Annotated in this window: 11 protein-coding genes and 1 tRNA gene; 6 read left to right on the plus strand and 6 right to left on the minus strand. The window is 64.3% G+C overall.

The genetic code is table 11. The features are described from left to right. Positions 1-369, plus strand: a 369-nt coding sequence (locus tag ACI3K3_RS13095; protein WP_404914332.1) for a hypothetical protein, incomplete at its 5' end; no start/stop codon positions are given. Positions 370-1,261: 892 nt separating this feature from the next. After that, a complete protein-coding gene (locus ACI3K3_RS13100) occupies positions 1,262-2,362 on the plus strand; it encodes a branched-chain amino acid aminotransferase (RefSeq protein ID WP_404914334.1) in 1,101 nt (366 codons plus the stop codon). A gap of 66 nt (positions 2,363-2,428) precedes the next feature. Here ACI3K3_RS13100 and ACI3K3_RS13105 read toward each other — a convergent pair whose 3' ends face one another. Continuing rightward, positions 2,429-3,055: a TetR/AcrR family transcriptional regulator gene (locus ACI3K3_RS13105; RefSeq protein WP_404914336.1), complete on the minus strand. Its 627-nt coding sequence runs from the start codon at positions 3,053-3,055 to the stop codon at positions 2,429-2,431. A gap of 202 nt (positions 3,056-3,257) precedes the next feature. On the opposite strand from ACI3K3_RS13105, the gene yghU reads away from it, so the two are divergent. Next, positions 3,258-4,106: a glutathione-dependent disulfide-bond oxidoreductase gene (gene yghU, locus ACI3K3_RS13110; RefSeq protein WP_404914338.1), complete on the plus strand. Its 849-nt coding sequence runs from the start codon at positions 3,258-3,260 to the stop codon at positions 4,104-4,106. Between the two features lie 85 nt (positions 4,107-4,191). Next, positions 4,192-4,266: transfer RNA gene (locus ACI3K3_RS13115), tRNA-Gln, on the plus strand. 94 nt (positions 4,267-4,360) lie between these two features. Here ACI3K3_RS13115 and ACI3K3_RS13120 read toward each other — a convergent pair. Then, complete coding sequence (locus tag ACI3K3_RS13120; protein WP_404914340.1) at positions 4,361-5,032, minus strand: spermidine synthase; 672 nt, start codon at positions 5,030-5,032, stop codon at positions 4,361-4,363. A gap of 352 nt (positions 5,033-5,384) precedes the next feature. Here ACI3K3_RS13120 and ACI3K3_RS13125 point away from each other — a divergent pair, with 352 nt between their 5' ends. Beyond that, the gene (locus ACI3K3_RS13125) at positions 5,385-5,927 is read left to right on the plus strand and encodes a PRC-barrel domain-containing protein (RefSeq protein WP_404914455.1); all 543 of its coding nucleotides are present in this window, start codon (positions 5,385-5,387) and stop codon (positions 5,925-5,927) included. A gap of 46 nt (positions 5,928-5,973) precedes the next feature. Here the strand turns inward: ACI3K3_RS13125 and ACI3K3_RS13130 are convergent, their stop codons facing one another. Genes ACI3K3_RS13130 through ACI3K3_RS13145 form a run of 4 tightly spaced genes read right to left on the minus strand, consistent with a single transcriptional unit; the run spans position 5,974 to position 12,360 of the window. Further along, the gene (locus ACI3K3_RS13130; protein WP_404914342.1) at positions 5,974-7,566 is read right to left on the minus strand and encodes a bifunctional aspartate transaminase/aspartate 4-decarboxylase; all 1,593 of its coding nucleotides are present in this window, start codon (positions 7,564-7,566) and stop codon (positions 5,974-5,976) included. 27 nt (positions 7,567-7,593) lie between these two features. After that, positions 7,594-9,279 (minus strand): aspartate-alanine antiporter, encoded by a 1,686-nt coding sequence (gene aspT / locus ACI3K3_RS13135; RefSeq protein ID WP_404914344.1) that lies wholly within the window; start codon positions 9,277-9,279, stop codon positions 7,594-7,596. A 13-nt stretch (positions 9,280-9,292) separates the two neighbouring features. After that, positions 9,293-10,960 (minus strand): aspartate-alanine antiporter, encoded by a 1,668-nt coding sequence (aspT, locus tag ACI3K3_RS13140; protein WP_404914346.1) that lies wholly within the window; start codon positions 10,958-10,960, stop codon positions 9,293-9,295. Continuing rightward, positions 10,957-12,360, minus strand: a complete 1,404-nt coding sequence (locus ACI3K3_RS13145; RefSeq protein WP_404914348.1) for a DcaP family trimeric outer membrane transporter — start codon at positions 12,358-12,360, stop codon at positions 10,957-10,959. Before ACI3K3_RS13145 ends, aspT (ACI3K3_RS13140) begins: the two co-directional genes overlap by 4 nt. Before the next feature lie 408 nt (positions 12,361-12,768). Between ACI3K3_RS13145 and ACI3K3_RS13150 the strand changes: the two genes are divergently transcribed. After that, complete coding sequence (locus tag ACI3K3_RS13150; protein WP_313438909.1) at positions 12,769-14,196, plus strand: protoglobin domain-containing protein; 1,428 nt, start codon at positions 12,769-12,771, stop codon at positions 14,194-14,196. Positions 14,197-14,213 lie beyond the last annotated feature (17 nt).

Genomic DNA, 14,213 nt, shown 5'->3' on the forward strand with positions numbered 1-14,213 from the left:
CCGCCCGCCGACTGGCGGGACGCGCCCCGGACCCCCGGCGACTGGCGAATCACCAGCCCCGGCATCGCCAGCTTCGCCGACGGGATCTTCGGCATCCGTTGCAATCGCGCTTCATCGACGATTTCGCTGTTCCGCAGCGGCGCGGCTGCCGGTCCGGTCTCACTCACGATCACGACGTCCGACACCACGCGCGCACTCACCGCCAATCCGGTCAACGGCGGGGTGCAGGTCGATTTGCCCGCACGCGATCGTCTGCTCGATTCGATCGCTTTCAGTCGCGGGCGCTTCGCCGTGCAGGCGCAGGGCATGCAGCCGCTCTACGTCCCGAGCTGGACGGAAATATCCCGGGTCATCGAAGACTGCCGTTAAGGATTGGCGTTAAGGACTGGCGTTAGGAAGACTGGCGCCAATCCGAAAACCCACATCGCCGCGCCTCCTCTCTTGCGGGGTGGTTGCGCGCGGTGGTCCGGAAGGCTCGAATCAGGGCCGATCCTGTGGGCATAAGTAGACGGGACTCGCCTCCGCAATCAGCCTGCCAAAGCCAGGCCGACCGTAAATTGGATGCGATTTCAGAGGGTTTCAGGCCGCAGTTTCCAGCCCCCAAAAACGGACCTTCAAGGAGGTTCGCAGGCTGGGGAAAACTAGCCCGAAGCACTGATAATGACCGCAAAAAAGATGATTGCAAGGCTTGTTGTGCGCTGCGGAATCGGACACAAATTTCTCAGGACGACGGAACCCGGCACACGCGCCCGGACGTTCATGAAGTCCAGCCGCTTCGGTGGAAGTCCGGGGTGGCAACCTTGGCTCAACAGCGCGAAAGGAGGTGATCCGATGTCTCATGGTTCAGCAGAGAGGTCGGCAATTTCCGTCGCGAGGCATTATCGCCAATTCTGATCTGGCGATAAAGGCTTTCGCTGGCGGCACTTCCCGGCCGCTGACCATGCGAAGGGCCGCACCGGGCAACCGGGGCGGCCCTTCTCATTTGAAAGGGTCTGTTCCTGCAGACTGTCTTTGTCCCCGCATGGCCCCCGAGTCCTCGATTGAACGTTGCGCCTTGTCCGCAAAATTCATACCCGTCCAAAAATTCATACTGGCCCTGCGGCGAGCTACAGGGCTAAGGCTCTGCTTCTGAAACTCCCGCATTCCGGCCTTCACACGTCGTGAGGCCGGAATTCCTGAGTATCAAAATTACTTTTCAGTTGCCTTTGTTGTAATTTTCATTCAGCAGCGGCGCGGAACGCATACAAGAGGACTTCGTTAGATGGCGACGATCGCCGATGCCGGCCTGACTTTCACCACCCTGCCCCATCCCTCGCCCGCCAGCGCGGAACAGCGGGCGGCCGTGCTCGCCAACCCCGGTTTCGGCACGAATTTCTCCGATCACATGGTGACCGTGGAATGGACCGAGGGTCGCGGCTGGCATGATGCGGTCGTCGGGCCGCGCCAGCCGATCGCACTCGATCCCGCCGCTTCCGTGCTGCATTATGCCCAGGAAATCTTCGAGGGCCTCAAGGCTTACGTCCAGGCCGACGGCTCGGTGGCGCTGTTCCGCCCCGAAGCGAACGCTGCGCGCTTCAACCAGTCGGCCCAGCGCCTGGCGATGCCGGAACTGCCTGAAGACGTCTTCGTGGAGGCCATCGAACGCCTGGTGAAGATCGACCGCTCGTGGATTCCCGAAGGCGAAGGTGCGTCGCTCTACCTGCGTCCTTTCATGATCGCGACCGAAGCCTTCCTGGGCGTGCGCCCGGCCAAGCAGTACAAGTTCATCGTGATCGCCAGCCCGGCCGGCAACTACTTCAAGTCCGGTGCCCCGGCCGTCTCGATCTGGGTTTCCGACTATACCCGCGCCGCGCCCGGTGGGACCGGTGCCGCAAAATGCGGCGGCAATTACGCCGCCAGCCTCGTGCCCCAGGCCGAAGCGATTTCGCGCGGGCATGACCAGGTCGTCTTCCTCGACGCCGCCGAGCACAAGTGGATCGAGGAACTGGGCGGCATGAACCTCTATTTCGTGTTCGAGGACGGTACCCTTCTGACCCCTGCCCTCACCGGCACGATCCTGCCCGGCATCACCCGCGACAGCCTGCTCCAGCTCGCTCGGGAGGAAGGCCTCAAGGTCGAGGAAGGCAAGTACAGCCTGGACCAGTGGCGCGAAGATGCGCAGTCCGGCAAGCTGGTGGAGACATTCGCCTGCGGAACGGCAGCCGTGGTAACTTCGGTGGGCAAAGTTTCCGGGCGCGATGGCGAATTCGTGATCGGCTCGGGCGGCCCTGGCCAGCTTACCGCCAGGCTCAAGAGCCGCCTGGTTTCGATCCAGCGCGGCGAAGCGGCCGATACCCATGGCTGGATCCGCAAGGTATCCTGATCGAAAGGGCGGGGCTAAAACCCCGCCCTTTCCTTATTCAAACTTTGCAAACAGTAGTGTCGTAATTTATCGACCGGGCGTCACGCCGATCATGCGGAGCATGGCGATCTGGGTGCGTGACAGCCGGTCCACGGTTTCTTCCAGCGAAAGGTCGGGACGCACGCTGTTGCGATAGACCCGCGGCCCGATCATGGCCCAGGTCAACAGGAAGGTGGCGAAGGCTTCCGCGTCGATCTCCATCGTATCCCGGCTGGCCTGCAACTGGGCGTGCAGCCCCTGTACCAGGCCATCCCAGTGCGGATAGCGCTCGGCGGCACGTCCCGGTGTCAGGAACTCTTCGGTCCACAAGGCAATGACTTCCGGCTGCTCGATCACGAAGCGGGTGATGAAGCGCGTGCGGTTTTCCGCCGTGTCCGATGGCGCGAAGGCGGCCGAGAGCTGGTCGGCAGACCATTCCCGCACCGCAGACAGCAACGCTTCGCGGCTGTCGAAATGATAGTAGACCGTCGTGCGATTCACCCCCGCCTCACGCGCCACTTCCGACAACGACAATGCTTCGGTGCCCTTCTCGGACATCAGCCGGACGGCGGTGTCGATCAACAGGGCGTGGGTTTCCCGAAATCCCTTGTTGCGGCGACGCGATGGCTGCCGCCTGCCAATTGGCGCCGCTGCCGGGTCGATCATCTTGGTCATTGGCCTTCTGCCTGTCTTGTCATGCGGGCAAAGCAAGCCGCAGCATCGATTATGCGATTGATTTAAAATGACATTACGAAAAAGTCGAGAGGGTCGACCGGAAATATGTCGCCTGCTTCACATCTCTTTTGGAGGGTCTGCCGGCCTTGTCACTACCCTGCCCGCTTCCTAGATCAGCGGCCGCACTATCAAGGAGTTGATGATGGCCGATCTTACCTACACGCCGCCCGCAGTCTGGACCTGGGAACAGGGCAACGGCGGCGAATGGGCCAGCATCAACCGCCCGATCTCCGGCGCCACGCATGAGAAGCACCTGCCACGCGGGGAACATCCGCTGCAACTCTACTCGCTGGGTACTCCCAATGGCCAGAAGGTCACCATCATGCTGGAAGAGCTGCTGGCCGCCGGCGTGGCGGAGGCCGAATACGATGCCTGGCTGATCGACATCGGCGAAGGCGATCAGTTCGGCTCCGATTTCGTCTCGATCAATCCGAACTCCAAGATCCCGGCCCTGCGCGATTATTCCGGAGCCGCTCCGGTTCGTGTGTTCGAATCGGGCGCCATCCTGCTCTACCTGGCGGAGAAGTTCGGAAAGTTTGTTCCTGCCAACTACCCGGAGCGCGCCGAATGCCTGTCCTGGCTGATGTGGCAGATGTCCACCGCGCCTCTGATCGGCGGCGGTTTCGGCCATTTCTACGCCTATGCCCCGGAGAAGTACGAATACCCCATCAACCGCTACACCATGGAAACCAAGCGGCTGCTCGACGTGGCCGACAAGCGCCTTGCTGAAACCCGCTATCTTGCCGGCGACGAATACACGATCGCCGATATCGCCGCCTACGGCTGGTTCGGCGGCTTCGTGCGGGGCGATGCCTATGGCGACGCCGCGACGTTCCTGGACGTTCCCAGCTATACGAATCTGGTTCGCTGGGGCGAGGAAGTGGGCGCGCGCGAACCCGTGCAGCGCGGGCGCATCGTCAACCGCAAGGGTGAAGGCTTCGTCCGCGAACGCCACAGCGCTGCCGATATCGACGCTGTATTGAAGGCCTGACCGATCAAGTCGATGCCGATGCGGGAAAACTCTTCGATAAGGGCTTTTCAGCATCGGCATTAGCCGCTAAGCGCGCAATCCCTGCTGGGGCGTCGCCAAGTGGTAAGGCACCGGTTTTTGGTACCGGCATTCGCAGGTTCGAATCCTGCCGCCCCAGCCAGGGATTTCCGCCCTCTTGCGGCGCGTAGACCTCCCGGTACATCTTCCAGCCCGCATGTTCTCAGCGGAGAAGCATCAGGTTACCGCCTGCGACGTCAGGGCTTGCGTGCGAACCAGATGAGATGGTGAAGGCCCTTGTTTTCGGCCTCTGCGCGAACGGTCGTTTCGGTTACCTGGTAGCCGCCATCACGAAGCCGCTGGGTGAACGCCGGTTCGGGACAGGCGGACCAGATCGCCAGAATTCCGCCTGGTCGAAGCGCCCGCATTGCCCGCTGCAACCCCGCTACCGAATAGAGGCCGTCATTGTTCCGACGGGTCAGACCCTCCGGTCCGTTATCGACATCCAGAAGGATGGCGTCATATGCGTCCTGTGCCGAAGCGATGAGCAGTGCCACGTCCTCATCGACGACGTGAACGCGCGGATCGTCCAGGCAGCCGCCAGTGAACTCCTGCATCGGCCCTCGGGCCCAAGCAAGTATTTCCGGCACGATTTCGGCAACGACGATGCCCGCATCGTCCCCCAGCATGGCCAGCGCCGCGCGGAGCGTGAAGCCCATGCCGTACCCGCCGATCAACAGTTGCGGCGCTTCTAGACCTGCCAGTTTCTCGCACGTCATGACCGCCAGCGCTTCCTCGGATGCATTGGCATTCGTGCTCATCAATTCGTTGTCTTCGAGCAGGATCGCGAAATCGGCACCATACTGGACCAGCCTCAGTTCCACCCCATCCGGCACGGTCGCCTGGCCGAGCACCACGTCATCGATCATTGTAATTCCTTGGCTGGCCGTAAGCGGGCCGGGCGGAGCGATCGGCGCCTGGACAAGCGGCCATACCGAGACGCTTGCGCGATTCCGCGACGCGTGAGTGTTCTGGAGCAGTCTGTTCGAGGAGTGCGGCGCCGGGCGACATTGCTCGCCGGAGCGAGGACCATAGCGCGCCTTCACGGCGTTCCAAACATCTCGGCGGGTTTTATACCCCGCGCCGCAAAATCGAAGCCCGATCGACACCATGGCGGCGGTCACGCGTTCGGGATGTTCCGAGTTCGCTACCATCCCCTCCTCCCGCCATGGAGCCGCTGAATTGGAAAACGTCGCCGGTTGGATCGCACCTGTTGCCACGATGCTCGCCGCGATGATGACCGCGGCCAATCTCGGCGCGCGGGTAACGGGTTGGGGCTTTGTGGTCTTCACGGCCGGATCGATTGCCTGGATGATCGTCGGGCTCACGTCCGGGCAGGCCAACCTGCTGGCGACCAATGGCTTTCTCACGCTCGTCAACCTGATCGGCGCCTGGCGCTGGCTTGGGAAACAACGCGCCTATGAGGACGGGGGCAAGTCGGCAGCCGAAGCGAGCCGTCGCTCGGCCTATCCCACCCTGTTCACCGCCACCGGGATCGCCGGGATGCCGGTAGCGGGCAACGATGGCGCCCCCCTTGGCAAGGCCGTCGAAGCGCTGGTCTCATGCGAGAACGCAAGGGTGAGTTACGTGGTCGTGTCATCGGGCGGCGTCGGGGGGATAGACGAGGAACTGCGCGCCGTGCCGAGCGAAGACCTTGCCTTCGCCTGCGACGGCATGAAGCTCAAGCGGGGACGCGCGTGGTTCGAGGGGCTGCCGCTGCTGGCCGAGGGCGACTGGCCGGCGACCGCGAGCTTGCAAGCTTGAAGCAGCCGGCGCCTGCCCTTCGACAGGCGCCGGTCGCCACCGAGGCTTACCCCTGCTTCTGGTCGGAGAAGCGCACCCAGTATTTCTCGATGAGGGCTCGGGCCGCCCGGCCGATCTTGGCGTAATCCGCCTCGTTGAGATTTGCGAGCGAGACACGTCCCGCCGGGGTCAAGGCGCCGAACCCTCCCCCCGGAAGAAGGACCACGCCGCTCTCGCTGGCCAGTTCGAACAGCAGCGAACGCGGCTCGACATTGGCAAGGAGCCATTCGGCAAAGGGCTTTCCGAAGGCCTTCTCGCTCAGGTCGGCCAGATCCAGCAGGGTGTAGTAGCCGACGTCGTCCGGGTTGGGCGTCGGCCCCACGCCGATCTCGCGATAGAGCGCGTGTTCGCGGGCGCGAATGAGCCGCTTCATCGCCGCCTTGTACGAATTGGGCGTGTCCATCAGGGCGAACAGGGCGAACAACACCATCTGGACCTGCTGGGGCGTCGAGAGCCCGGCAGTGTGGTTGAGCGCCACGGTACGGCTGTCGGCAACCAGGCGGTCGATGAACTTGAGATCGCGCGGCGTCGTGGTGATCGACGCGTAGCGCTCGTCCAGTTCGGCTTTCACGTCATCCGGCAGGGCTGCGATCGCACGGTCCAGCACATTGTCCTGATGCACCGCGATAGCGCCCAGACGCCAGCCGGTAGCGCCGAAATACTTCGAGAACGAATAGACCAGGATGGTGTTCTGCGGCGCCACCGCGAACAGCGACACGAAATCGTCGGCGAAGGTGCCGTAGACATCGTCGGTCAGCAGTATCAGGTCCGGACGCTGCTTCACGATATCCGCGATCCGCTCCAGGGTCGCGTGATCGATCCTGACCGAAGGCGGATTGCTGGGGTTGACCAGGAAGAAGGCCTTGATCGCCGGATCCTTGAGCTTGTCGATCTCCGACGCCGGATACTGCCAGCCCTGGCTGGGGTCCGCTTCGATATTGACGATGTCGAGGCGGTAATCGTTCAGCGCCGGAATCTCGATGTAGGGCGTGAAGATCGGCATGCCGATGGCGATCTTGTCTCCTGGCGAAAGCAGCCGGTTTTCGCGGAGCGTGTTGAAGATATAGGTCATCGCCGCGGTGCCGCCCTCGGTCGCGAAGATGTCGAAAGTGCCGGTGAACGGATGGGCTCCGACCATCTCCTGCCGCAGGTAGTGCGCCACGATCGGCTCGGCGCTGCGGAGCATCCTGTCGGGCACGGGATAATTGCAACCGAGCACCGCTTCGCACATGTCGTAGAGGAAAATGGCGGCGTCCATGCCGATCTGATCGCGCACGTAAGACACCGCGCCGACCAGGAACTCCATGCCGGGCGTGCCGGCATGCTCGCGCGCATAGATCTCGAAGCGGTCCTCGATACCGGCGAGACGCGGGAAGCCGCCGACGCCCTCAGGCAGATAGGCAAAGGACCGTTCCGCCTCGCGCATCGCGAAGAGCCCCAGCCGCCAGAAACCATGACGCGGAATGGTGGCCAGGAAGTTCGGGTTGCCGCGCCCGGCATTGAGCATCAGCCGGTTCTCGACGCTCGACGCGAGCTTGATCAGTTCGTCTTTCAGCTCGAACGGGCTGAGCTGCGCAAGTTTATCGGTCTGCGTATCCATGACGGTTCTCCGGGGGGTGGGGGAAAATCAGACGAGGCCGACGACGAAGGGGCCGATCAGCGTCAGGAAGACGTTGGCAAGCGCGTAAGTGATCGCGAAGGGTACCGTGGCGACTGCGCTCTGGCTCTTGTCCAGCACCGCGCCGAACGCCGGGTTGGCGCTGCGCGAGCCGGAAAGCGCGCCGGCGAACACGGCGGCATTGCGATAGCCCAGCACGAAACGCCCGAACACCATCGCGGCGAGCAGCGGCAGCAGGGTCACCACCACGCCCAGCAGGAAGATGGTCATACCGTGTTCCTGGATGGTCACGAGCGCCTGCTTGCCCGAATTCAGCCCGACCACGGTGACGAAGGCGGCAAGGCCGAAATCCTGCAGCAGTTGCCCGGCTGCCGGGGGCAAGGCGCCGAACATCGGGCGCTTGGACCGCAGCCAGCCGAACAGCAGACCGGACAGCAGCGCGCCGCCCCCCGCGCCAAGCGTCAGGGGAATGCCCCCGATGTTGGCCGTCAGCAGACCGATCAGCAAGCCGACCAGGATGCCGAGGCCCATGTAGACGAAGTCGGTCTTGTTGTCGGTCGCCAGGGGGTATCCGGCTTCCTGGGCGGCCCGCGCGGTATCCGAGTCCGCGCCGTAGAAGGTAACGACGTCGCCATGCATCGCCACCGTTTCCGGCAGTACCGGCAACTGGCGCCCCATGCGCGTGATGGATTCGATATAGACGCCGTGGCGCATCTTGGGGTCGATCGCCTGCTTGATCTGCGCAATCGTCATGCGGTTCAGGCCTTTGCGCGTGAACACGGCCTGGCGCGAGCGCATGGCCAGCGACCCGCCCTCCGTTCCGGGAACTTCGGGGCCGATCTCGGCTGCCGAGGCGATGACCTGTTCGCGGCGGCCGATCGCCACCACCACGTCGCCTTCGCGCAGGACCGGATCCTCGGCCACGTCAAGCGCCTGTCCCTCACGGACGACGCGTTCGATGGTGAGGCTGTCGGCAGCGGCGTTCTCGATCGAGGAGATGGATCGCCCGGCACCGGCCACCACGCGGAAGGCGCGGCCCACCAGCGCGGGCATGGCCGAACTGACGCCGGGGCCGGAGGGCAATGCGTCGCCCCTCAGCCGCGCTTCCTCCTGCGCGGCGGCGGCGGCCAGATCCTGCTTCATGAAGCGCGGCAGGATGTTGGCGCAGACGATGATCGCCCCCAGCGAGCCGAACACATAAGTGACGGCATAGCCGATGGCGACATTGGCCTGGAGCGCCTTGATCTGCTCGGGCGGCAACGGCAGCCGGGTCAGCGCATCGCCGGCGGTACCGATGATCGCCGACTGGGTGAGCGCTCCGCCCGCCAGGCCCGCCGCCAGGCCCTTGTCGAGCTGGAAGAACCGCGCCAGCACGATCACCGTCGCCAACGAGAAAATCGCGACGAAGGCGGCCAGCACGATCTCCTTGAGGCTGGACTTGTTGAGCGAGCTGAAGAACTGCGGCCCGCTGTTGTAGCCCACCGCATAGATGAACAGCGCGAACATGACGGCCTTGACGCCGTCGTCGATCTCGACGCCGATCTGGCTGACCACCACGGCGACCAGCAGCGATCCGCCAACGCCGCCCAGCTGAAACCGTCCGAACGTGATCTTGCCCACCGCATAGCCGAGCGCCAGCGTGAGAAACAGCGCCGCTTCGGGAGAGCGACTGAAGACCTCATGCAACCATGGCATCACGCACTCCTAGTTAAACCAGATGGAAGACGAGCCCCACCACGATCGGCCCCAGCAGGGGCAGCAGGACGTTGGAAATCGCGTAAGTAACGGTGTAGCCCACCACTGGCGTGGAGTTGCCCGCGGTGTTGACGAGGGAGCTGATCGCAGGGGTGCTGCATTGCTGCCCGGCTATCGCGCCGAGCAGAAATGGCAGTTCGATCTTGAGCAGCTTGTGCCCCACGAACAGCGACACGGCAGCCGGCACCAGGGCCGTGAGTATGCCGGCCAGCGGCAGCCAGATGCCATATTCGCGAACGAGATCGAAAGCTTCCGGGCCGGCGGAAAAGCCCACGCAGGCGATGAAGGCGGAAAGTCCGAAGTCCTTCAGTATCTGGGCCGCCGATGCCGGCAGAACGCCTGTTGCCGCGTGCCGCGACGCATACCAGCCGAACACCAGGCCGGACAGCAGACAACCGCCTCCCACCCCCAGCGTCAGGTGGATTCCGCCCAGTTGAACGCCGGCAAGGCCCAGCAGGGCGCCGGTCAGGACGCCGGTGCCCAGCATGATGAAGTCGGTCTTGTCATCGGCGGGAACGGCGCGCCCCAGCACGCCGCCGGCGCGGGATACCGCGCGCTCCGGACCGAACAGGCGCACCACGTCGCCCGATTGCAGGACCACCTCCGGCAGAAGCGGCATGTCGCGTCCGAGCCGTTGCAGCCGCGCGATGAAGACGCCGCGCCGCAAGTCCAGCGGCGCCAGCCTGCGTATCTCGGCCAGGGTGCGGCCGGCCACACTCCTTTGTGACAGCACGTAGTCGCGGCTCGTGACCGGAAGGTCGATGTCTCGCCCGACCAGTTCCGGACCGAGACGTCCTGCGGCAGCGATGATCGCCTCGCGGCGGCCCACCAGCAGCAGTTCGTCCTCGGCGCCGATCACGGTCGCGGGGGAAGGTTCGCTTTGCTCGCCCAGGCGGCCGATGCGGACCACCGTCACGGCATGATCGGCCTCGGCCTCAAAGGCGGAAACCGACATGCCACCCGCGCGCCCTGCCCTGAAACTTCTGCCGACCAGTTCGGGCAGAGCCGGCTGATCCTCCGCCGCCCCTTCGCCCAGCTTGCGGGCCAGCGCACCGGCGGCCGAACGCAAGTCGATGCCGACGAGAAGCGGCGCGATCTGGCTGGTGAACACGACGATCGTCACCAGTCCGAACAGATAGGTGATACTATAGGCCGTGGCGATCTGCCCCTGGAGCGCCTGAGTCTCTCCCGCACTGAGGCCGAGACGCGAGACGGCTTCCGAAGCGGTACCGATCACCGCCGATTCCGTCGCGGCACCCGCAAGCAGCCCCGACGCGGCGCCCGCGTTGAGTTGCAGCAGGACGGCCGCTCCCAGCACCAGCGCCAAGACGGTGAAGACCTCGATCAGGGACAGCATGCCGAAGCGCCAACCGCTGCGGATGTTCGCGAAGAACTGCGGCCCGCCGGTGTAGCCCAGCGCGAAGATGAACAGGGCGAAGAAGATGGACTTCAGGTCGGGATCGACGCGCACTCCCAACTGGCCGATGAGCAGCGCCATCAGCAACGTTCCGCAGACGCCCCCGAGTTCGACGGGGCCGAGCCGCAGCCTGCCCACCAGATGTCCCAGCGCGATCGCCAGGAACAGCGCCATCTCGCCGTGCTGCTCGAAGAAGCCGTTCACCGGACGAAGTCGTACTTGAAACTGGTCTGGAGGCGGACGACATCCGCGCTCTGGCCGTTCTGCAATTCGTGCCGCCCGTACAGCGCCTCCACGCCCAGCGAGAAATTCGGGCTGGCCTGGAGGATCAGGTTGGTCGCCCCGTAAGTGCTCGAACGGAACGCCGTCAGCGGCAGCCGGGGGTCGCGTTCAAGCTGCACCAGACTGCCCACGAGGTTGGATCGCCAGCGCTTGCTCCAGTGATGGGTATAGCCGACATAGCCGGCATATGTCGCCAGGGTCTCCACGCTGCCGTCCGGCGCTGCCAGGGCATCCAGTCCCCGGCCGCCTAGATCGTTCACGTAGCGGGCGATACCTTGGCCGTACGTGAAGCTGGCCATGGCGAAATCGTCGCCCAGGCTGGCCAGTCCGGACAGGTTGAGGCCATAGCCCAGGCTCGTCCGCGCATCGCCGTCGAGCCTGTAGCCGATCCTGCGAATGACGGCGGCACCCTGCAGATGGCCCCAGTCCCGCTGAAGTCGCAAGGCGCCGACCACATCGGGCATCGGCTGTTCCGCCATCGCTCCCGTCGGCAAGGCCATGTCCGAAGAGGGTTTTTCAACGGAGAGCGTCGCCGTCAGGCCATCGCCGATCTTGAACAGGTATCGCAGCGCCGCCAAACGCAGCAAAGCCTCGCCTGCCGGACCTTCGTCGTCCAGCGTTTCAGGATAGGCGTCCGAATCTATGAACGCGCTATAGCCGTAGCCCGCGTAGATATTGCCGACCTGGCCATGCGCCTGCCGCAGCCGGAACGCCGTGACGCCCGAACCACCGTAGAAATCGTTTTCCAGATAGAAGCGCAATGTGCCGAGGCTGCTGGGGCGCCGCACCTCGAAGCTGAAACGCGTTGCGTTGGCATCGACGTTCATGTTGCGGCCACGGCTGCCATCCACCGGGATCGTGGCGGGCACCAACTTGTCCGCGTTCCCGGCGGGCGAGAAATCGTAGATCGCATTGACCTTGGCGAACCCGCCCAGCTTCAGCATCGTTTGCGTGCCGGGAATGGGGATGAACCCGCGCAACTCCGGATTGTTGGGCGGGGGCGCGTTGTCCGGCCGGGCGACGCCGGTCAATTCGTCGCCGAAAGTGTCGCGCACAGGGCTGGCGGCCGACGCTCCGGTGCGGTTTGCGCTTGCCGAAGCGGCGGGCACGTTAGCGACGACAGATGGAGCGGAGGCCAGGCGCTCGCTCGAAACAGGGCTGGTGGCATTCCGGTCAGGCTCCGGCGTCGCCCGCTTGTCGGCCGAAAGCTGTTCTCGCAGTTCGGCCAAGGCCGCTTCCAGACTGGCTACCCGCTCTTTCAGCGTCGCCACTTCGGCCTCGGTCGAGGCTGACTCCTGCGCCTGCGCTGTTGCCGGAGGCAATGCTGAAATACTTACAATAGTGATCAGCGCATAAACCTCGGCAATTCGCATCGGCCCCTCGCCTGGCAGACGACCAGTTGCCGTTCATGATACAGGCCGAGCGAGCAAAAAATTGTTGAATCCCAACTTTTTCAAACGATCACATTCCAGCGTTCGATCGGTTTGACACGGTGCGGTGGGAATTTCGAAAAGACCCGTGTCGATCGCGCGATCTCGTCTTGAAAAGAGCCGTTTCACATCGGGAGAACGCGAGTTCGTTTGTTTGGCCAGACACAGCTACTGTCGGCGCCCTGTTGGGTCGGAGCCGAAAAAGCCCCGCGAAAGCGCCCGATCGCCGGCCGATCGCTCTATAATATCGAAAGAAAACGATTTCACGGCCGGATGCGATCCGCCGGGCAGGAGTTGAAATTGACAGTCAAGACCGTCGAGGAACGTCTGGAGTTCCTCGAATTCGATGCTGCGCAGCGTCGTGTCCTTACCGCCGCGCAACCCCTTCTCCGCGCTTGCATCCAGCCCGCCCTGGAACATTTCTATCGCCGGGTCCGCGCTACCCCCGCCATGGCCCGGATGTTCCGCGGCGATGCGCACATAGACGCGGCCAAGAGCGCGCAAGTCGGGCACTGGATGGGCATCGCCACCGGCCGCTTCGATGCGGACTACTACGCCGCCGTCACCCGCATCGGCAAAGTCCATGCCAGGATCGGCCTGGAGCCGCGCTGGTACATCGGCGGATATGCGTTGATCCTTGAGGAGATCATGGCCGCGGTCGAGCGCAGCGCCAGCCCCTGGCGCCTGTTCACCCGCCGCGTCAGCCCCGGCAAGCTCAGCCGCGCGCTGATGAAGGCCGCCATGCTCGACATGGACCTGTCGATCTCGATCTATTTCGAGGAAGCCGAGGCCGAGCGGAACCAGGCCATCGCCGCGCTGGACAAGGCGATGTCGCGCCTTGCCGCCGGAGACCTTCTCCATGACATCGACGATCTGCCTGCCGGGTTCCTCTCGCTCAAGAACTCCTACAACCGCAGCCTGGCGAACCTGCGCGATACGATCGGCGCGGTCGTGACCACATCTAACGCCATCCACGGCGAATCCGGCGCGATCGCGCGGGCCTCTGCCGATATCGCCAAGCGCACCGAAAGCAGCGCCGCCAACCTCGAGGAAACGGCGGCGACCCTCGTCAGGGTAGAAGAACGCGTGAAGGCCACCGCCTCGGGCGCGATGGAAACCCTCGGCATCGCCGGCGAGGCGCTCGGTTCGGTAGAGCAGGGACGCGAGGTTGCCGGAAACGCGGTGCAGGCCATGCACGTCGTGCATGAAAGCGCTCGCGGTATCGACGCCGTGATCGAAGGCGTCGACAAGATCGCCTTCCAGACCCGCGTCCTCGCCATGAATGCGGCGGTCGAAGCCGGACGGGCCGGCAGCGCCGGACGCGGTTTCGCAGTCGTCGCCGACCTCGTGGGATCGCTGGCCATGCGCGCCGAGGAGGAAGCCCGCAAGGCCCGCAACGGCCTTTCCGCCACCCGGACAGAGATCGACCAGGCCGTGGAGACCGTCTCCCGGGTGGGTCTTTCGCTGGAGACGATCGCCGGGGAAGTGGGACGCGTCCATGCGCTCGTCGAGACCATGGCGCGCGACAACGATGCACAGGCCACCGCCATCTCGGAAGTCAGCACGACGGTCGGCATGATGGACCGCACCACGCAGCAGAACGCCGCCATGGTCGAGCAGACCTCCGCCGCAGCGCGCACCCTGATCTCGGATGCAACGACCCTGGCGGAACAGGCCGGCCGGTTCCAGATCGGCGATCCGTCCACGGCAAGGATCCGCGCCGCCTGACGCGCTACAGTGGCAGG

The organism is Novosphingobium sp. ZW T3_23, from assembly GCF_044987305.1.
GTDB lineage: Bacteria > Pseudomonadota > Alphaproteobacteria > Sphingomonadales > Sphingomonadaceae > Novosphingobium.

Excerpts from the sequence above, each read along its gene's own strand:
- ACI3K3_RS13100 (WP_404914334.1), top strand. The coding sequence starts at position 1,262 with ATGGCGACGATCGCCGATGCCGGCCTGACTTTCACCACCCTGCCCCAT.
- ACI3K3_RS13105 (WP_404914336.1), bottom strand. The coding sequence starts at position 3,055 with ATGACCAAGATGATCGACCCGGCAGCGGCGCCAATTGGCAGGCGGCAG.
- yghU (WP_404914338.1), top strand. The coding sequence starts at position 3,258 with ATGGCCGATCTTACCTACACGCCGCCCGCAGTCTGGACCTGGGAACAG.
- ACI3K3_RS13120 (WP_404914340.1), bottom strand. The coding sequence starts at position 5,032 with ATGATCGATGACGTGGTGCTCGGCCAGGCGACCGTGCCGGATGGGGTG.
- ACI3K3_RS13125 (WP_404914455.1), top strand. The coding sequence starts at position 5,385 with ATGCTCGCCGCGATGATGACCGCGGCCAATCTCGGCGCGCGGGTAACG.
- ACI3K3_RS13130 (WP_404914342.1), bottom strand. The coding sequence starts at position 7,566 with ATGGATACGCAGACCGATAAACTTGCGCAGCTCAGCCCGTTCGAGCTG.
- aspT (WP_404914344.1), bottom strand. The coding sequence starts at position 9,279 with ATGCCATGGTTGCATGAGGTCTTCAGTCGCTCTCCCGAAGCGGCGCTG.